This is a genomic window from Massilia cavernae (genome assembly GCF_003590855.1).
Taxonomy (GTDB): domain Bacteria; phylum Pseudomonadota; class Gammaproteobacteria; order Burkholderiales; family Burkholderiaceae_D; genus Telluria_A; species Telluria_A cavernae.
In genome coordinates this window covers 1-19,506 of the sequence record NZ_QYUP01000057.1, presented here as the reverse complement: position 1 = coordinate 19,506, position 19,506 = coordinate 1, and the positions used below count along the sequence as shown (strand labels likewise).

General features: G+C 64.1%; 16 protein-coding genes and 1 tRNA gene. 13 read left to right on the top strand and 4 right to left on the bottom strand.

Features of this window, described 5'->3' with window-relative positions:
- From D3872_RS05265 to D3872_RS05215, 11 genes are all read left to right on the top strand, one after another.
- Window positions 1–860: THUMP domain-containing class I SAM-dependent RNA methyltransferase (locus tag D3872_RS05265; protein WP_147373803.1), on the top strand; the 860-nt coding region annotated here is incomplete at its 5' end.
- A 2-nt stretch (window positions 861–862) separates the two neighbouring features.
- Window positions 863–2,131, top strand: a complete 1,269-nt coding sequence (locus tag D3872_RS05260; RefSeq protein WP_119809800.1) for a multidrug effflux MFS transporter — start codon at window positions 863–865, stop codon at window positions 2,129–2,131.
- 83 nt (window positions 2,132–2,214) lie between these two features.
- Window positions 2,215–2,430 carry a hypothetical protein gene (locus D3872_RS05255; protein ID WP_119809799.1) on the top strand — a complete coding sequence of 72 codons (216 nt, stop codon included), beginning with the start codon at window positions 2,215–2,217 and terminating at the stop codon, window positions 2,428–2,430.
- Between the two features lie 435 nt (window positions 2,431–2,865).
- Complete coding sequence (locus D3872_RS05250; protein WP_119809802.1) at window positions 2,866–4,956, top strand: HDOD domain-containing protein; 2,091 nt, start codon at window positions 2,866–2,868, stop codon at window positions 4,954–4,956.
- A gap of 43 nt (window positions 4,957–4,999) precedes the next feature.
- Window positions 5,000–7,219 (top strand): putative bifunctional diguanylate cyclase/phosphodiesterase, encoded by a 2,220-nt coding sequence (locus D3872_RS05245; protein ID WP_119809798.1) that lies wholly within the window; start codon window positions 5,000–5,002, stop codon window positions 7,217–7,219.
- Window positions 7,220–7,225: 6 nt separating this feature from the next.
- Window positions 7,226–8,827 (top strand): SEL1-like repeat protein, encoded by a 1,602-nt coding sequence (locus tag D3872_RS05240; protein WP_119809797.1) that lies wholly within the window; start codon window positions 7,226–7,228, stop codon window positions 8,825–8,827.
- A gap of 80 nt (window positions 8,828–8,907) precedes the next feature.
- A complete protein-coding gene (locus D3872_RS05235; protein WP_119809796.1) occupies window positions 8,908–11,709 on the top strand; it encodes a M16 family metallopeptidase in 2,802 nt (933 codons plus the stop codon).
- Between the two features lie 100 nt (window positions 11,710–11,809).
- The gene (locus D3872_RS05230) at window positions 11,810–12,577 is read left to right on the top strand and encodes a TIGR03915 family putative DNA repair protein (RefSeq protein WP_119809795.1); all 768 of its coding nucleotides are present in this window, start codon (window positions 11,810–11,812) and stop codon (window positions 12,575–12,577) included.
- A gap of 35 nt (window positions 12,578–12,612) precedes the next feature.
- The gene (locus D3872_RS05225; RefSeq protein ID WP_119809794.1) at window positions 12,613–13,614 is read left to right on the top strand and encodes a TraB/GumN family protein; all 1,002 of its coding nucleotides are present in this window, start codon (window positions 12,613–12,615) and stop codon (window positions 13,612–13,614) included.
- Between the two features lie 90 nt (window positions 13,615–13,704).
- Window positions 13,705–13,778: transfer RNA gene (locus D3872_RS05220), tRNA-Gly, on the top strand.
- Between the two features lie 138 nt (window positions 13,779–13,916).
- Window positions 13,917–14,339, top strand: a complete 423-nt coding sequence (locus tag D3872_RS05215) for a DUF4019 domain-containing protein (RefSeq protein WP_119809793.1) — start codon at window positions 13,917–13,919, stop codon at window positions 14,337–14,339.
- 25 nt (window positions 14,340–14,364) lie between these two features.
- On the opposite strand, the gene D3872_RS05210 is transcribed toward D3872_RS05215, so the two are convergent.
- Entirely contained in the window at window positions 14,365–14,874 is a 510-nt protein-coding gene (locus D3872_RS05210) for a hypothetical protein (RefSeq protein WP_147373802.1), read from the bottom strand.
- 120 nt (window positions 14,875–14,994) lie between these two features.
- On the opposite strand from D3872_RS05210, the gene trmB reads away from it, so the two are divergent.
- Complete coding sequence (gene trmB / locus D3872_RS05205; RefSeq protein WP_119809791.1) at window positions 14,995–15,675, top strand: tRNA (guanosine(46)-N7)-methyltransferase TrmB; 681 nt, start codon at window positions 14,995–14,997, stop codon at window positions 15,673–15,675.
- 215 nt (window positions 15,676–15,890) lie between these two features.
- On the opposite strand, the gene recQ is transcribed toward trmB, so the two are convergent.
- The 3 genes from recQ to D3872_RS26320 all read right to left on the bottom strand — a co-directional run bounded on the left by recQ (window position 15,891) and on the right by D3872_RS26320 (window position 19,024).
- The gene (recQ, locus tag D3872_RS05200) at window positions 15,891–17,711 is read right to left on the bottom strand and encodes a DNA helicase RecQ (RefSeq protein ID WP_119809790.1); all 1,821 of its coding nucleotides are present in this window, start codon (window positions 17,709–17,711) and stop codon (window positions 15,891–15,893) included.
- 2 nt (window positions 17,712–17,713) lie between these two features.
- Complete coding sequence (locus D3872_RS05195; protein ID WP_119809789.1) at window positions 17,714–18,547, bottom strand: undecaprenyl-diphosphate phosphatase; 834 nt, start codon at window positions 18,545–18,547, stop codon at window positions 17,714–17,716.
- A gap of 219 nt (window positions 18,548–18,766) precedes the next feature.
- Window positions 18,767–19,024, bottom strand: a complete 258-nt coding sequence (locus tag D3872_RS26320) for a YkgJ family cysteine cluster protein (RefSeq protein ID WP_119809801.1) — start codon at window positions 19,022–19,024, stop codon at window positions 18,767–18,769.
- A 195-nt stretch (window positions 19,025–19,219) separates the two neighbouring features.
- Here D3872_RS26320 and D3872_RS05185 point away from each other — a divergent pair.
- A partial coding sequence (locus tag D3872_RS05185; protein WP_147373801.1) for a TetR/AcrR family transcriptional regulator occupies window positions 19,220–19,506 on the top strand: 287 nt, incomplete at its 3' end.

The following is a 19,506-nucleotide window of genomic DNA, read 5'->3' as shown; positions in this document are numbered from 1 at the left end:
TGAAGATCAAGGACGCCGTGTGCGACCGTTTCCGCGACCAGTTCAGCAAGCGCCCGTCGGTCAACACCCGCGAGCCTGACATGCGCATCGTCGGCTTCCTAGACCAGCGCAACTTCACGATCTACCTCGACACCTCCGGCGAAGCGCTGTTCAAGCGCGGCTGGCGCGAAGAGACGGGCGACGCGCCGCTGCGCGAAAACCTGGCAGCCGGCATGCTGCGCGTGTCGGGCTGGAAGCCGGGCACCGTGCTGTTCGACCCGATGTGCGGTTCCGGCACCATCCTGATCGAAGCCGCGCAGATGGTGCAGGGCATTCCGTCCGGCGCGCGCCGCCGCTTCGCCTTCGAGAAATTCAACAGCTTCGATCCCGAGCCGTGGCTGGCGATGAAGCACGCGATCAAGCCGAACCCGCTGCCGGAGTCGCCGACCATCTTCGGCAGCGACATCTCGGGCGACATGGTCGCCATGACCCGCCACAACCTGAAGCAGGCCGGCATCATGTTCGACGTGCCGCTCAAGCAGATCGAGGCGCAGGAAGTCAAGCCGCCGACCGAGCAGCCGGGCATCCTGCTGACCAACCCGCCGTACGGCGAGCGTATCGGCGTGCGCGGCGACAGCACCATCCCGGCCGACGAGATGGCGGTCGGCTTCTACTCCGCACTGGGCACCACGCTCAAGCAGCGCTTCGCCGGCTGGACGGTGTTCCTGTTCACCGCCGACCTGTCGCTGCCCAAGCTGCTGCGCCTGAAGGAAGCACGCAAGACGCCGTTCTTCAATGGCGCGCTCGAATGCCGCCTGTTCCGGTTCGACATGGTCGCGGGCTACAACCGCCGCGAAGAAGCCAAGCCGAAACAGGCCTGACGATGTTCCCGACCCCGCCGTCGAACCTCCCGCCAGATCCGATAACGCCGGTACCGCTGCCGCAAAAGCCCCGCATCGCGATGCTGGGCATGGCGGCGATCGCGAGTTTGCTGGCGGCGTTGTCGATGCTCGGCCCGTTCTCGATCGACGCCTACCTGCCGGCCTTCCCCAACATCCAGGCGTCGCTGCATGCGACTCCAATCGAAGTGCAGCAGACGCTGACGGCCTTCATGCTGGCGTTCGCCGTGATGGTGCTGTGGCACGGCGCGCTGGCCGATACCTTCGGCCGCCGCAACGTGATCCTGGTGTCGCTGGTCGTGTTCGCGGTGGGTACCGTCGGCTGCGCGGCGTCGTCCTCGGTGCATTACCTGTGGATCTTCCGCATCCTGCAGGGCGTGTCGGCCGGGGCCGGAGTCGTGGTTGGAAGGGCGATCGTCCGCGACCTGTACTCCGGCGCGCCGGCGGCGCGCCTGCTGTCGCTGGTGACGATGATTTTCTCGATCGCGCCCGCCATCGCGCCGGTGCTCGGCGGATGGATCGTCAAGCTGTTCGACTGGCGCGCGATCTTCCTCGCGCTGCTGGCCTACACCGTGGTGCTGTGGTGGTACTGCTACAAGAAGCTGCCTGAAACGCTGCCGCTCGAGAAGCGCCAGCCCTTCAATCCCGACTACGTCGCGCGCAACTACCGGGACATTTTCAGCTCGCCCCTGTTCCATATGAAGGCCGGCATCGTGTCGGCCAACTTCGCCGGCATGTTCATGTATATCGCAGCCGCGCCGGTGCTGCTGCCGGTGCATCTGGGCCTCGGCCCCGACCAGTACGGGTGGCTGTTCTTCCCGACGGTGGCCGGCCTGTTCCTCGGCGCGCTGACCGCGAACCGGATGGCCGGCAGGTCGACCGTCAGGCGCCAGGTCGGCCTGGGCTTCGTCTTCCTGCTGGCCGCGGCGGGCGCCAACGTGGCGTACCACGCATTCCTACCGCCCGCGCTGCCATGGTCGGTGGCGCCCATGTTCTTCTACACCTTCGGCAGTTCGCTGATGGCGCCGACCATCACGCTGCTGGCGCTCGACCTGTTCCCGCACATCCGCGGGACAGTGGCCTCGTGCCAGTCGTTCGCGGTAACGCTGCTGGGCGCGCTGGTGGCCGGGGTGATCGCGCCCTTCCTGTCGCATTCGGTGCTGTGGCTGGCTTCCGGCCAGCTGGCGTTTTCGCTCATCTCGCTGGCGCTGTGGGCTGGGTCGCGGCGCTATCGCAACACGCGCCCAGCCTGAAATATTCAGGCTGGTGAAGGTGAACCTGTGCCTTCGGACGGTGTCAAACAGGTGTGCGATCACGTGTACATGTGGAGCGAACGATGGATAGCCACCTGGAACTCATGCAGGAACTTCAGTCGATCAAATCATCCCTGAAATTAATTGACGCCCGGCTCAATAATGCCTCCGCAGAGAGGGCGGCGCGGTTCAGGCAATGTACGGCGGAGATACGCGCGTGGATCAGCCAGTGGCTGGGCGCCATCGTTCTTATTCAAAGCACCTTGCTATCAATCTTCCTCATCGCGCTGTTGGATTAGCCGTCAATCGGCGCCGACAAGCTCGTCCATGCCGGAAACGAGCAAAGACGTACCCACACCACTGCAATGCCCGGTCGGCCTAGTAGCCGGCGCCTAATAATGTGATTCCCGCGTCAACATATGCATGCTATGCTCCCCGGTTAATTTCATGTCTCGCAACGGGCACGCAGGGGACATCGTGGTCAGGAGGCAACTATTCACAGAAAGTAATGTTCTTACAGTCAACTTTCGTGTATATATGCTAAGATAAGTTATTCCAAGCGGGAAACATGAGCCAAAAAGCATCTTTGTTTTCCGAAGCAACGAGAAGATAAGTCGTGGCAGCTTTTACCCTTAGCGCCACCCGAACCCACGCAACCTGGCGGCCTTGCTTGAGATATGCATCATTCGGACCATGATATTCGCAATCGCCTGCTGATTGCCCGTCTGCCGGCCATGCCGCAGATACTCGTCAAACTGATCGAGCACCTGCAGGCCGACGACCTTGGCATGCAGGAGCTGGCGGCCCTGGTTTCCAAGGACGCCGGCATGACCAGCAAGATCCTGGCCGTCTCCAACAGCTCCGCCTATCACCGCAACAACCGCAGCCTGGGTCTGGAGCAGTCGCTCGTCACCCTCGGTACCGACATGATCAAGACGCTGGTGATCAGCGAATCGGTTTTCCAGACCTTCAATAATTTCCCGCATTCGAGCAGCACCGACTTGCGTGGCTTCTGGAAAAGCTCGCTGATCGCGGCCTTCATCGCGCGCGAACTGGCGCGCAAGATGGAGTACCCGCAGCAGGAAGAAGCCTACCTGGCCGGCCTGCTGCACAACGTCGGCCGCCTGGCACTGCTGGCCACCGCGCCGAAAGAATACGCCTTCAATTTCACCGCGCGCGACGACGAAGACCTGTGCGCGGTCGAACAGCGCACGCTGCAGATCACGCACTCGGAAGCGGGCGCCTGGCTGATCGAACGCTGGAACCTCGATTCCTTCCTGGCCGACTCGGTGCTGTACCACCATGAGCCAAGCAGCCGCCTGGTCCAGGCCCATCCCCTGATCCGCATCGTGCGCATGGCGCACCTGCTGTCGACCCACGACATCGACGAGGACGAAGTGCAGGAGACGATGGGCTTGTGCGGCCTGGATGGCGACGACGTGATCCGCATGCTGGGCGCCGCCGAGCGCCAGGTCGACAAGTCGGCAGCGCACCTGGGCATCGACCTGGCCGGCGCCGACGATATCCCGACCCCGCCGGCCTACGCGCCACCGCCGCCGCAAGACCCGGTGCAGCAGCGCCTGTCCGAGGAAGTGCGCAACCTGGTCCTCGTTTCCGAAGTGGGCCAGACCTTCGCGCGCCAGCAGGGTGAATCGGGCCTGCTCGAATCGATGACGCGCTCGGCGCGCATCCTGTTCGACTTCGATAGCACCGTGATCCTGCTGGAGAACCCGACCGGCCACGCGCTGGTGGGCATGCCGACCGGGGAGCAGCAGCGCATCGCCGAATTCTCGATTCCGCTGGCCAAGGGCAGCGCCGTGGCCGACGCCGCGCTGGAGCGCCGCCTGGCCTTCGTGCGGCGCGACCAGCAGTCGCTCGGGCTGGCCGAAGAGCAGCTGTTCCGCATGCTCGGCACCGACAGCCTGGTATGCCTGCCGCTGGTGGCCGGCTCGCGCTGCCTGGGGGTGATGATCGGCGGCGTCGCCTCGTGGCAGGTGCCCGCATGCCAGAAGCGCGAGCGCTTCATGCAGTCGTTCGGTGCGCAGGCCGCCAGTGCGCTGGAAACCGCGCTGGCCGAACGTGGCCACGCACGCCGCCAGATCGCCCACGTAGCCGAGGAATACCGCGAAGCGTCGCGCCGCGTTGTCCACGAAGTGAACAACCCGCTGTCGATCATCAAGAACTACCTGTCGGTCCTGGACGACAAGCTGGCCAAGCGCGAACCCGTGGTGGGCGAGATGTCGATCCTGAACGAGGAGATCGACCGCGTCGGCCAGTTGATCAACGGCCTGGCCGACCTCAAGCCGACCGCCGGCGCGCGCGCCACCGATGCGGCCAAGGTGATCAACGACGTGCTGCGCTTGTTCCGCGCCACCGAGTTCGTGCCGGCCGGCGTGGACATCGCGGTGGACATGGAAGGATCGCCGGCCGAGATCGAGGGCGACGCCGACATCCTCAAGCAGATCCTGGTCAACCTGGTCAAGAACGCGGTGGAAGCGCTGGACGGCAGCGGCCGCATCGACATCGCCAACCGCGGCCACGTCAACCGCGACCGCAAGCTGTATCTCGAGCTGATGATCAGGGACAGCGGCCCGGGCATGTCGCCGGAAGTGCTGGCCAACCTGTTCTCGCCGGTGCGCAGCACCAAGGAAGGCGCGCATCACGGGCTTGGCCTGTCGATCGTCCATGGCCTGGTCAGGAAGCTGAATGGCCTGATCAGCTGCCGCAGCGGAAGCACCGGTACGACATTTGAAATCCTGCTGCCTGCGCGCAGCGGCGCCAGCCAGGCCGCCGCGTTGCCGGCCCAGGTAACGGACTCAGTTTAAGGCCTCAATGAACGCGAATACTGCCAGCGCGAACTCGGCAAACATGAATCCTGCCGCTGACGCGCCTACACCGATCCAGTCCGAATCCGGCAGCCTGCCGCGCATCCTGCTGGTCGACGACGAACCGCGCCTGCTGTCGTCGCTGTACGAATTGCTGCGCGGCCGCGACTACCACCTGGTCACCGCTACCTGCGGCAGCGAGGCGCTGGCCCACCTGTCGCGCCTGCGCTTCGACCTGGTGCTGCTCGACCTGCGCCTGCCAGACGTCAGCGGCCACCAGATCATGGACTTCATCAACGACAAGGGCATCGACGCCGACGTGATCGTGATGAGCGGCGAGGTCGGGATCGACGCGGCCATCGGCGCGCTCAAGCGCGGCGCCTACGACTACCTGCGCAAGCCCTACAGCCGCGAAGAGCTGCTCAAGACCGTGGCGAACGCGCTGCAGCAGCGCCGCCTCGAGATGGCGAACCGCCGCATCGCCTCGCAGCTGGAGAACTCGGAAAAGCTGTACCGCTACCTGGTCGACAGCTCGCCGGACATCATCTACACGCTGAACCACGAAGGCAAGTTCACCTTCATCAACGACCGCGCCTACCAGCTGCTGGGATTCTCGCGCGATGAGCTGATCGGCAAGCACTATTCGATCCTGGTGCACGAGGAAGACCTGGAGCGCGCGCGCTACGTGTTCAACGAGCGCCGCGTCGACGAACGCGCCTCGCGCAACGTCGAACTGCGCCTGAAGTGCCACAGCGGCAGCACGCAGGACCGCACCTTCAACAACACCCTGATGACGATCTCGCTCAATTCGATCGGCATGCACGTGCCCGACCAGGAGGTGAAGAAGCTCGAATTCTTCGGCACCTACGGCGTGGCGCGCGACATCACCGACCGCAAGCGCGCCGAGGAAGTGATTTCCTACCAGGCCTACCACGACATCCTGACCGACCTGCCCAACCGCATGCTGTTCAAGGACCGCCTTGGCCTGGCCGTCATCCAGGCCAAGCGCAAGCTCACCGAGCTGGCGGTGATGTTCATCGACCTTGACCGCTTCAAGCTGGTCAACGATACGCTGGGCCACGTCAAGGGCGACGAGCTGCTGCAACAGGTGGCGCTGCGGCTGAAGGATTGCCTGCGCCGCGGCGACACGCTGGCGCGCCAGGGCGGCGACGAATTCACCATCGTGCTGCCCGAGCTGCGCGACCGCGAGGACGCCAAGGCCATCGCCGACAAGTTCCTCGAATGCCTGCAAAAGCCGTTCGACCTCGACGGCCACGAAGTGCACATCTCGGCCAGTATCGGCATTGCGATCTATCCGGGCGACGGCGAGTCGATCGACGAGCTGCTGCGCCATGCGGACATCGCGATGTATCAGGTCAAGGCGCTGGGCAAGAACGGCCACAGCTTCTATCACAACTCGATGCTGGACATCTCGCACCAGAAGATCGCACTGGAACAAAGCCTGCGCAAGGCGCTGGAGCAGAACGAGCTGGAAATGTACTACCAGCCGCAAGTGGACGTGATCAGCGGCCGCATCGTCGGCGCCGAAGGCCTGATGCGCTGGAACCATCCGGTCCGCGGCCTGCTGACGGCGGGCGAGTTCCTGCCCTTCGCCGAAGAGAACGGCCTGATGCTGCCGATCTCCGACTGGATGATCGGCGCGCTGTGCCGCGACATGCGGCACTGGAACGCAGCCGGCGGCGAGAACATCCGCCTGTCGCTGAACCTGTCGCCCCAATACCTCGACCGCGGCGACTTCTTCGAGAAGATGCGCGGCGCGCTGCTGCGCTACGGGATTTCGCCGGCGCAGATCGAGTGCGAGATCACCGAGAACATCTGCATCCGCAATCCGCAATACGCGATCGAGCAGCTGAACAAGCTGTGCCAGCTGGGCGTATCGGTGGCGATCGACGATTTCGGAACCGGGTATTCCTCGCTGTCCTACCTGCACCGATTCCCGATCCATACCATCAAGATCGACCAGTCCTTCGTCAAGGAGATCCACGACGAGCACGGCCACTACCCGGTAATCCTGGCGATCATCTCGATCGCGCGCGGCCTCGGCCTGCACCTGATCGCCGAAGGCGTGGAGACCGACGTGCAGGCGCGCTACCTGAAGGCCAATGGCTGCCTGACGATGCAGGGCTACCTGTACCACCGCCCGATCTCGCTGTCGAACTTCATCTCGGTGCTGTATGCACAGGACGGGCGCGAGGAAGCGCCCGCGCCGGCACCCGCGCCGGCCTCCATCGGCCAGGCCTGACGCCGCATGGAATACGCGACCGCGCGCGAACCTGACGCTGCTGTCCGCGGCCACACGGCCGAATTCCTGCGCGTGAAGGCCTTGGCCGAGCGCGGCGTGGCCAATGCCCAGCACAGCCTGGGCTTCATGTACGTCAACGGGCAGGGCGTGCCGCAGGACTTCGCGCTGGCGGTCCACTGGTACCTGAAGGCGGCCAACGCCGGCCTCGAACACGCACAGTACAACCTCGGGGTGATGTACCAGAAGGGCCAGGGCGTGCAGCAGGACTACCAGCAGGCCGCCTGGTGGTACGCGCGCGCCGCCGAACAAGGCTACGCGGCGGCCCAATACAACCTGGGCTGGCTGTATGCCAAGGGCCAGGGCGTGGCGGCCGACGTGCAGCAGGCCATGCACTGGTTCAGCAAAGCCGCCGAACAGGGCGACGCGGGCGCGCAGAACAACCTCGGGATGATGTACGAGACCGGAAAGGGCGTGCCGCAGGACTTCCAGCAAGCCATTTTCTGGTACCGCAGGGCCGCGGAGCAGGGCTACGCCCGCGCCCAGTTCAACCTGGCGCTCCGCTACGACAACGCGCAAGGCGTGCCCCTCGACCAGAAGCAAGCCATCTCGTGGTTCCGCAAGGCGGCCGAGCAGGGCTACGCGCCGGCCCAGTTCAACCTGGCGCTGCGGTTCGATAAGGGGCAGGGCGTTCCGAAAAGCGGCCAGAAGGCCATTGCCTGGTACCGCCGCGCGGCCGAACAGGGCCACGCCAGTTCGCAGTTCAACCTGGCGCTGGTGTACGACAGCGGCAGCCACGACGTGGTGCGCGACGAGGCGATGGCCCTCGAATGGTTCCTCAAGGCCGCCGGCCAGGGCCACGCTGGCGCGCAGGACAACCTGGGCCTGCGCTACGAGCACGGGCAAGGCGTGGTGCAGGACTTCGAACAGGCGCACGGCTGGTACAGCAAGGCGGTGGAGCAGGGCTTCGCCAGCGCGCAGTACCACCTCGGGCTGCTGTACGACGCCGGCAGCGGCGTCGAGCGCGATCCGCAGGAAGCGACCGCATGGTTCGAAAAGGCGGCCGGACAAAACCACGTGCGCGCCCAGTTCGAGCTCGGCCTGCGCTACGAGGCCGGCCAGCATCTGCAGCAGGACTACCGCCGCGCCATGGCATGGTACCGGCGCGCGGCCGACCACGAATACGCGCCCGCGCAGTTCATGGTGGGCGCGCTGTTCGACAGCATCGAGGCCGGCATGTTCGACAGCGAGCAGGCGTACAGCTGGTACCGCAAGGCCGCCGACCAGGACTACGCGCGCGCCCAGTTCGCGCTTGGACTGCGCTACGACAGCGGCCAGGGCGTGGCGCGCGACTACGAAGCCGCGTACTTCTGGTACATGCGCGCCGCCCACCAGGGGCACGCGCGTGCCCAGTTCAACCTGGGCCTGATGTACGCCAACGGCCATGGCGCGAAGGCCGACGTGATGCAGGCGTTCGCGTGGCTGCAGCAGGCCGAACGTGCCGGCGTCGCCGCCGCGGCGAAGTACCTCAAGTCCGCCAGCGCGCGCATGAATCCCGCACAACTGGCGTATGTACAGCGCCTGTCCCTCGGCGCCGAACTCCACGCCTGATTGCCGTACGCAGTTGCATGCGCAATAATGCGACACATCCGGCGCGTCCCGGCGCCGATCTGCCTCCCTAAAGGTGACCAATGAAGCACAAGCTGCTGATCTCCCTTGCGTTAGGTGTTTCCGTAGCCGCGCCGCTGGCCTCGACCGCTGCCGAAACCGCGGCCGCCGCAGCGCCCGCCGCCGCCGCCGCGACGTCCGCCAGGCCCGCCCATTTCGACCGCAAGGCCTACACCATCCCGTACAAGAAGTTCGTGCTGTCGAACGGCCTGACGCTGCTGGTGCACGAAGACCACAGCACCCCGGTGGTCGGCGTGAATGTCTGGTACCACGTGGGATCGCGCAACGAGCAGCGCGGCAAGACCGGCTTCGCACACCTGTTCGAGCACTTCTTCTTCAACGGCTCGGAGAACTATCCGTTCGGCTTCCGCGAGGCGATGGACGATCTGGGCGCCAACAACCGCAACGGCACCACCAGCACCGACCGCACCAACTTCTTCGAAGACGTGCCGGTGTCGGCGCTGGAACGCACGCTGTTCCTCGAGTCCGACCGCATGGGCTACCTGGGCAACTACATCTCGAAGGAGATGCTCGAGCGCGAACGCGGCGTGGTGCAGAACGAGAAGCGCCAGGGCGACAACCAGCCGTACGGCAAAGTGCACTACGAGATCGACGCCAAGATGTACCCGTACTCGCACCCGTATTCGTGGTCGCCGATCGGCAGCATGGACGACCTGAACGCGGCGTCGCTGGAAGACATCCGCAGCTGGTATCGCACCTACTACGGACCGAACAACGCGGTCCTGGCGCTGGCCGGCGACATCACGCCCGAGCGCGCACTGGAACTGGTCAACAAATACTTCGGCGCGATTCCGCCGGGACCACCGCTGCCGCGCACCGAAACCTGGATTCCCGCGCTCGACCGCAATATCCGCGACGAGATGGAAGACCAGGTTCCGCAGGCGCGCATCTACCGCGTGTACCACGCGCCGGCCTGGAAGAGCCCTGAACTGGCCCACCTCGGCCTGTTCGGCAATTTCATCGCCGGCTCGCGCAGCTCGCCGCTGACGCGCCGGCTGGTGTACGAAAAGGGCCTGGCGACCGGCGTCAGCGTCTACGTCAACGACGCCGAACTGGCCAGTACCTTCAACGTGGTCGTCACCGTCAGGCCGGGCGTGAACCCGCTTGAGGTCGAGCGCGAAATGGACGCGGTGCTGAGCGAAACCCTCGCCAGCGGCCCGTCGCAAGGCGCGGTCACGCGCTCGCAAGTGGCCAAGCTGGCGACGTTCGCGCGTTCGATCGAGCGCCTGGGCGGCTTCGGCGGCCGCTCCGACGTGCTGGCCGAGCACATGACCTACGCCGGCAATCCAGAGGCTTACCTCGACCGCCTCGAAACGATGGCCACCACGACGCCGGAGCAGGTGAAGGCCGCCGCCAACAAGTGGCTGCGCGCGCACCACTACACCATGACCGTGCGTCCGTTCGCCAAGCTGGCCGCCGACAAGGCTATGCTGGACCGCAAAGTGGTGCCGGCGCTGGGCGCCGCGCCCGACGTGACCTTCCCCAAGGTGCAGCGCGCGCCGCTGAAGAACGGCCTGAAGGTGGTCCTGCTCGAACGCCACTCGGCGCCTATCGTCAACGCCGCGCTGGTGCTCGACGCCGGCACCGCGGCCGAAGGCGCGGCCACCGCCGGCACCTCGTCGCTGGTACTCGACCTGCTCGACAAGGGTTCCAAAAACCGCAATATCTACCAGATGGCCGATGCGATCGAGTCGCTGGGCGCGGTGCTGACCACCGGCACCTGGGCCGACCTGTCGGTAGTGCGCCTGCAGGCCACGACCGCCAACATGAAGCCATCGCTCGACCTGCTGGCCGACGCCGCGCTCAACCCGGCCTTCCCGGCCGACCAGTTCGCGCTGCAGAAGCAGCGCCGTCTGGCGCAGATCGCGCAGGAACGCGCCCAGCCCAATGCGCTGGCCCAGCGCATCCTGCCGGGCCTTTTGTATGGCGCGGGGCATGCCTACGGCCAGCCGGTTTCCGGCACCGAGGCGACGGTGTCGAAGGTTACGCGCGAGGATCTGGCGCGCTGGCACGCGCAATGGTTCAAGCCGGGCAGCGCCACCATCGTCGTCACCGGCGACACCACCATGGACAAGCTCATGCCGGCGCTGGAAGCGAGCTTCGGCCGCTGGCAGGCCGGCAGCGCGCCGGCCAAGAAGGTCGCCACCGTGCCGCGCACCGTGGGCAAGCGCGTGTACCTGATCGACAAGCCGGGCGCGCCGCAATCGACCATCGTGGCCGCGCACGTGTCGGAAGCGCCGGGCCAGCCGGAAGACCTGGCGCTGGAACCGGTGATGCAGAACTTCGGCGGCATGGCCACCTCGCGCCTGAACCGCAACCTGCGCCTCGACAAGCACTGGAGCTACGGCACCTCGGGCAGCGTGAGCTCGCCGCGCGGCCAGCGCGCCTTCACCGTGGTCGCGCCGGTACAGACCGACAAGACCAGGGAAGCGATGCTGGAAGTGGCGCGCGAGATCCGTGGCGTGGCAGGCGAACGTCCGCTGGCCGGCGAGGAATACACCAGCATCATGCGCAACATGACCTCGCGCCTGGCGGGTCGCTTCGCGACCCTGAGCTCGCTGGAACTGGCGGCCGTCGGTTCGCTCAACTGGGGCCTCCCGGACGACTACTGGTCGAACTACGCGGGCAACGTGCGCGCCCTGACCGAGCCGCAGCTGGCCGCGGCCGCGCGCAAGTTCGTGCGCCCTGATGAAGTGGTCTGGCTGGTGATCGGCGACCTGAGCAAGATCGAGCCGGGCATCCGCGAACTGGGCTTCGGCGACGTGACCACGCTGAACCCGGACGGCACGCCGGTAGCGCGATAAGCGCCGCCATCCGATCCACGCCACAGGGGCGCGCACCGAACAGGGCGCGCCCCTTTTTTATCGTGTCATATACTGTATAAAAATACAGTTCAAAAACACAATGGAGCGAGATCACGGCCGCATCAGCGCGGCCGCAGCGGTTGCGGCCGGCCACCCAATACTGGTCAATTCCTTTGGCCAGTGGCGCGATGCCACGCGCGATTTGCTGGCGCATCGCGTGGCGCCGCATGCGGTCCAGTGGCTATCGGGCAAGCACGATGGCGCTGCCGACACACGAACATCGGAGGCCGCTTCTCGTGCCGCCGGCCAGCTGCGCATCCCGCGCCAGTTGATGGACATGCTGCAAAGCGCGGCCTGCTGCCGCGTACCGAACCGCTGGGCCTTCCTCTACCTGGTGCTGTGGCGCTGGCAAAAGGGCGAGAAGGACGTGATGTCGGCAGCCGACGAGGACGGCGTCAGGCTGCACGCCATGGTCCAGGCGGTGCGGCGCGAGGAACACGACATGCACGCATGCATCCGTTTCCGCGAACGGCGCGAGGAATCCGGCCCGCCGCGTTTTGTCGCCTGGTTTGAGCCCGGCCACGACGTGCTGCCCCAAGTCGCGCGCCACTTCGCCAGCCGCATGGGCCGCGTGACGTGGATGATTGCCACGCCCGACGCCAGCGTCATGTGGGACGGCGCCGCGCTGCACACCACCGGCCCGCTGATGCGCGGTCCGGAGGACATCGACGATGCCGACGAAGCGCTGTGGCTTAGCTATTACCGCAGCATTTTCAATCCCGCGCGGCTGAATGCCGACCTGCTGCACCCCGATGAAAAGCTTCCCCGTCAGCATGACTTTGAAGCACTTGTTCCGCGATTGATGTAATCTTGCTCAATTACTAAGAATGAGGGTTGTCGTTCATGTTCAAGCGTTTCGTTCCACTGTTGTGCCTGAGTTTCCTCGCCGCGCCAGTCTGGTCGCAATCCGAACCCACGCCCGAGGCGGCTGCCACCGAGCCCGCGCCGGAGCAGATCCTCGTGGTCGGCCAACGCCCTGGGCCAGGACTCTGGAAAATCAGCAAGGGCGAAAACGTGATGTGGGTGTTCGGCGCCTATTCGCCGCTACCCGTAAAAATGGAATGGCGCGCGCATGAAGTGGAGGCGGTCCTGTCGCAGTCGCAAGAATTCCTGGCGCCGCCCTCGACCGGTATCGGCATCGGCTTCAGCGCGGTGACCGTGTTGCCCTTCATCGTTGGAGTGAAGAACAATCCCGATGGCGCCAAGCTGCAGGACGTGCTGCCGGCCGATGTTTACGCGCGCTGGCTGGCGCTGAAGGCGAAATACATCGGCGAGAACAAGGACATCGAAAGCGAGCGTCCGATGTTCGCCTCGGATGAACTGTTCCGCAAGGGCCTGGCGCACGCTGGCCTTACCGGAAACACCAACATCGACAAGAAACTTTTCGGCATCGCGAAAAAGCACAAGGTCAAGACCACGTCGACCGGCATGACAGTGAAGATCGAGTCGCCGGTCAAGACGATCCGCGCCTTCAAGAAGTCGACGCTGAACGACGTGGCGTGTTTCTCCAGGACGATCGAGCAGCTGGAAACCGACCTCGATGCGATGCGGATCCGCGCCAACGCCTGGGCTGTCGGCGACATCGCGGTGATCGAGAAACTGAAATTCATCGATCGCGGCGAAGCATGTTCCGACGCGGTATTGACCAGCGTGGTCGCCGACCTGCAGCCGGAAATCCGGACGATGAAGGCGCGGGCGAGGGAAACGTGGCTTGTGGCAGCGGAAAGATCGCTGGCGACAAACAAGTCCACGTTCGCGATGTTGAGGATGAGGGATATCCTCGATCCGAAGGGCCTGGTCGCGGAGTTGCAGGCGAGGGGCTATACGGTGGAGAAGCCGGAATAAGGCTTCATGTAAAGAATTTCGACAAGGAAATCGTTTTTCGGACATGCAATTTGTCAAAAACATCAGAAGGCGCGTAGAATGCGTCGCAAGGCGGGTGTAGCTCAATGGTAGAGCAGAAGCTTCCCAAGCTTACGACGAGGGTTCGATTCCCTTCACCCGCTCCAGTCAAAAAAACACTCCCCACCCGACTAACGACTCGACGCAGTTATGGCCGGATATTGGCCAGATAGGTCAATTCAGGGCGCACGCGCGGCATATTGGCCCGCGTGGCTATAATCGAAATAAAGTAGTAACGTGCCGGAATGACCATGAGGTTCGCCATAGCCGTCCTTGCCGCAAGCATGCTCGTTGCATCACCCGCGAGGGCCGAGCGCGCGAGCGCCATTCACAAGTCGCAGGAAGCCGCCGTCGCCTGGCTTGATCTTGTCGACTCGGGCCAGTACGCGGAAAGCTGGGATCACGCTGCTACCTCGTTTCAGTACGCCATATCCAAACCGCGCTGGAGCGAAAAGGTCCGCGCCTTGCGCGCTCCGCTCGGACCTGTGCGTGCGCGCCGCCTCAAGTGGGCAAAGTACACCGAGACGTTGCCTGACCTTCCAAGTGGCCAGTATGTCGTCCTCGAATACGAAACGCGCTTTGACAACCGGGTTAGCGCCACCGAGAAAGTGACGCCGGTGCAGGACAATAACGGCGTCTGGAAGGTTTCTTCCTACGCGATCGACTAGCGACGCCCAGACAGCGGCATCCGATCTACTTTCCGGCTCGAATCCGCCCGACCAGCGTCTCCAGCGGCACGTTGCCGTCCGCATCTTTTTCCAGCTTCCAAACCGGCACCACGCCCACGCTCGACATGGACGCGGCCTTGAAATACGTTTTACCATCACGCGACACGAGCGGCGCCCAGGTCGCCTTGCCGTCCGACGCATGCACCAGGATCACGTTGGATGTCATCGGAAAGTTCAGGCCGCCCCATTCGCCAGTGCGCGACCGGAACGTGTGCGTCGCATCGTTGTTTGAGCCAAGATATTGGGTGACGACTTTCACCTCGACCGTCTGGCAGCCACCCTGATTCGATAAACAGATCCGGTCCATTCCGTTCGCATCCCGCACCGGTACTACCGGGCAGGGCGGCAGACAGTCGCCGACGCCCGATGGCTGAAGCGTCAGCTTCTGCACCTGGCCGGCAAACAAGAGCTCCTCAGCAGGGCAGGCTGCCGTCAAGGTAAGCGCCAATGCAGCGAAAAACAGCCGGTTGAGCATCGCATCCTCTCTGTATGGAAAACATCAGGGTACCATTGCGTCGCGATATAATGCCGGTCAGTCTTTTCCTCCCATACCGATCCCATGTCATCAGATACTCCAGCCGGTCCAAACCGGCCGATGCTTTACGACCCAACCGAACACCGTATCCGCAGTTTCGTCACCCGTGCCGGCCGCCTGTCGATCGCGCAGGCGCGCGCGCTGGAAGAACTGGGACCGAAATTCATGATCGAGTATGCGAAAGCCCCGCTCGACTTCGAGCAGGCCTTCGGCCGCAAGGCGCCGGTGATCCTGGAGATCGGCTTCGGCATGGGCGACACGACCTCGCACATCGCCAGGGGCATGCCGGAGAAGGACTTCATCGGCGTTGAAGTGCACACGCCTGGCGTCGGCAGCCTGCTCAAGCAGATAGGCGAGCAGGGGCTGACTAACCTGCGCCTGATCCAGCACGATGCGGTAGAGGTGCTGAACCAGATGATCCCCGACGGCTCGCTGGCCGGCGTGCACGTGTTCTTCCCGGACCCGTGGCACAAGGCGCGCCACAACAAGCGCCGCCTGATCCAGGCGCCGTTCGTCAAGCTGCTATCCGAGAAGCTGGCGCCGGGCGGCTACCTGCATTGCGCGACCGACTGGGAAGACTATGCGGTGCAGATGCTGGAGGTGCTGGGTGCGGAGCCGATGCTGCAGAATACGGCGGAAGGGTATGCGCCGCAGCCTGCTTACCGTCCGCTGACCAAGTTCGAGAACCGTGGCCTGAAGTTGGGACATGGCGTGTGGGATTTGGTCTTCACGAAGAAGTAGGCTGACGGCATTCGGCGGATGGAGGGAGTATCCGCTTGCACGCGGATACCGTTACGCAGGCGAATCGTGTGCACGATTCGAAACCCCTGCTACACCGCTGGGCTCTTCCGCCTTACGGAAGCGTGGCAATTAACCCGTAGGTCGGATAAGCGAAAGCGCATCCGACTTGCCGGCCTCAACGTGACGCACGTCGGATGCGCTTTCGCTTATCCGACCTACAGCATCTCGCCAATCAAGGCGACGATCTCTTCGCCGTAAGACGCCAGCTTCTTCTCGCCCACGCCGCTGACGCCGCGCAGTTCGTCCAGCGACCGCGGCTTGGCCTTGGCGATCTCGCGCAAAGTCGCATCCACGAAAATCACATACGCCGGCACATTGTGCTCGCGCGCGGTCCCCATGCGCCATGAACGCAGCCGGTCGAAAATCTCCTGCTCCGACTTAGACAGCTCGCTTTCCACATACCCCTTCGACGCCGACGGCGCGCGCTTCTGCTTCACAGGCTTCTGGTACTGCCGCAGCTGTACCTTCTGCCCGCCCTTGAGCACCGGCCGCGCCGCGTCGGTCAGCTTCAGCGAGCTGTACGACTCATGGTCCACCGTCACAAGCCCCAGCGCGATTGCCTGGCGCAAGATGGCGCGCCACTCGGCCTCCGAACGTTCGCTGCCGATACCGTACACCGACAGCGAATCGTGATGCCACTGCTTGATGCGCTCGGACTCGGCGCCGCGCAGCACGTCGATGACGTGGCCGGCCGCAAAGCGCTGGTCGACGCGGTAGATCGCCGACAGCAGCTTCTGCACCGGCACCGTGCCGTCGAACGATACCGGCGGAATCAGGCAGGTGTCGCAGTTGCCGCAAGGGCCGGCCTGTTCGCCGAAGTAGTCGAGCAGGCGCACGCGCCGGCAGCTCAGGGTTTCGCACAGTCCCAGCATCGAGTCGAGCTTCATCGACAGTACGCGCTTGAAGGTTTCGTCGGCTTCCGATTCGTCGATCATCCGGCGCTGTAGCACCACGTCCTGCAGCCCGTACGCCATCCAGGCGCTGGCCGGCATGCCGTCGCGGCCCGCGCGCCCGGTCTCCTGGTAGTAGCCCTCGATGCTTTTCGGGAGGTCGAGGTGGCAGACGAAGCGCACGTCCGGCTTGTCGATGCCCATGCCGAAGGCGATGGTCGCCACCATCACGATATTCTCTTCGCGCAGGAACTTGGCCTGGTTGGCCGCGCGCTTTGGATGTTCCATCCCCGCGTGGTAGGGCATGGCGCGGATGCCGTGCTCGTTCAGGAACACTGCTGTCTCTTCCACCTTTTTACGCGACAGGCAGTACACGATGCCCGAATCGCCGCCATGTTCGCTCGTGATGAAGTCCAGCAGCTGCTTGCGGCCGTTGTCCTTCTCGACGATCTGGTAGCGGATGTTCGGGCGATCGAACGACGACACGAACTGGCGCGCGTCCTCCAGCTGCAGCCGCATCGCGATTTCCGCGCGGGTCTGCTGGTCGGCGGTCGCGGTCAGCGCGATGCGCGGTACGTCCGGGAAGCGCTCGTGCAGGATCGACAGGCGGATGTATTCGGGCCTGAAGTCATGGCCCCATTGCGATACGCAGTGCGCTTCGTCGATCGCGAACAGCGCGATCTTCGACGCATCGAACAGGTCGAGGCAGCGCTGCGTCATCAGGCGCTCGGGCGCCACGTAGACCAGGTCGATCTCGCCGGTGCGCACCAGCCGCTCGATGCGCATCGATTCTTCGAAGGTTTGCGTGGAGTTCAGGAAGGCGGCGCGCACGCCAACTTCGGCCAGTGCGTCCACCTGGTCCTGCATCAGCGCGATCAGCGGCGACACCACCACGCCGACGCCGTCGCGCAGCAGCGCGGGAATCTGGTAGCACAGCGACTTGCCGCCGCCGGTCGGCATCAGCACCAGCGCATCGCCGCCGCTGGCCACGTGCTCGACAATCTCGCCCTGCTGTCCGCGGAAGGCGGAGTAGCCGAAGACTGTCTGCAGCTGTTCGAGCGCGCGCGCGCTGATCCCGGGATTCATTTCTAGTGCACCCAAACGACCCATCCGTAATGCGAGCTGGCGAGGACCAGGATACCGAACACGATGCGGTACCAGGCGAATACCCTGAAGTCATGGGTGCTGATGTAGCGCAGCAGCCAGCGCACGCACATGAAAGCGGAGATAAATGCGGCAATCGAACCAAGCGTAAATACCGGCAGGTCGGCCAGCGTGAGCAGGTGGCGTTCCTTGATCAGCGAGTAGATGGTCGCCAGGATCAGGGTCGGAATCGCGAGGAAGAACGAGAACTCCGTGGCCACCTTGCGCGGCAGGCCGAAAGCCATCGCGCCGATGATGGTCGCGCCGGAACGGCTGGTGCCGGGAATGAGTGCCGCCGCCTGGGCGATGCCGACCTTGAGCGCATCGAGGACGCTCATGTCGTCCACCTCTTCGAAGCGGATTGCGGGCGGGTGGGTCTTGTGGCGGCGTTCCACCCAAAGGATGATGAAGCCACCGATGACGAAGGCCATCGCCACGGGAACCGGCGAGAACAGCGCGGCCTTGATCATTTTGCCGAAGATGAGGCCGAGGATTGCCAGCGGCAGGAATGCCACCGCCACGTTCAGTACGAAGCGCTGCGATTTGCGGTCGTGCGTCAGGCCGCCGAACACGGAAAAGATCTTGCGACGGTATTCGTAGCAGACAGCGAGGATGGCGCCGGCCTGGATCACGATCTCAAATACCTTTGCTTTCTCGTCCGTGAAATTGAGCAGGCTGCCCGCGAGAATAAGGTGGCCGGTCGAGGAAATCGGAAGAAATTCGGTTAAACCTTCGACCACACCCATGAGGATGGCCTTGAACGCAATGATGATATCCATGTAGTCGGGAAACGTAGGGTTCGGGAGCTTGGCGAAAAAATCAGACCGGGAGACAACACGGTGCGGGGGTCGAAGCTTACCACGATAGGACTACCATCAATGGTTCCACAGCAATGATTTGCCAGAATCCAAGCGCCATCTACGTTTTCCAACCCAGTGATTGTATTGACAATACGGTGCTGCGGTTTGATGCGGCTTCAGTTTCCGCCACTGGGTGGTTCACACAGGCGCGGTGGCCAGTTCCAGCTCGGTAAGCCAGCGGATCGCCATTTCGCGGCTGTCCCCGCACATTTCCTCCGACGGCTGCAGCCCGGCGCAGAATGGCGGCCGTTCCGGCTTCCCGAAAATGCGGCAGCGGTTGTCGTCCCCGAGCTGTACGCATCGCACACCCGCGGGTTTCCCGCCAGGCATGCCTGGAATCGGACTCGTAATCGAAGGGGAGGTGCAGCATGCACCACAGTTGTCACGACAGTTCATTTTGCGCTTCGGTGGATTCTTGGTGCCGCAGCGGCAAGGCGCCGCCGGGCAAGCCGTCATTGTCTCACGCGGGTGCGGCGATAGAGCAGTCGGCTGTGTAGATGGAACGGGAACAAGCGCAGCGGGCCACTTGACGAGTAGACAACGCCCGTCTATATTAATGACTCGCAAGTAAGTTACCCCGGATGCCCGTCGATGGAATGCTCGCTCAATATGAAACCGCGCTGGGAGCGCCGCAAGGAAGCGCGCCCCCAGGAGCTGCTTGCGGCTGCGCTCGACCTGTTTGTTGAACGCGGCTTCGCGTCCACCCGGCTGGAAGACGTCGCCAAGCGCGCCGGCGTATCCAAGGGCACCCTCTATCTTTACTTCACCAACAAGGAAGAACTGTTCAAGGCGGTGGTCCGTAACAGTGTGGTGCCGGCCATCGGCGCCGTGGAGGAAGACATCGCCGGCTTCTCGGGCCACAGCGCCGAGCTGCTGCG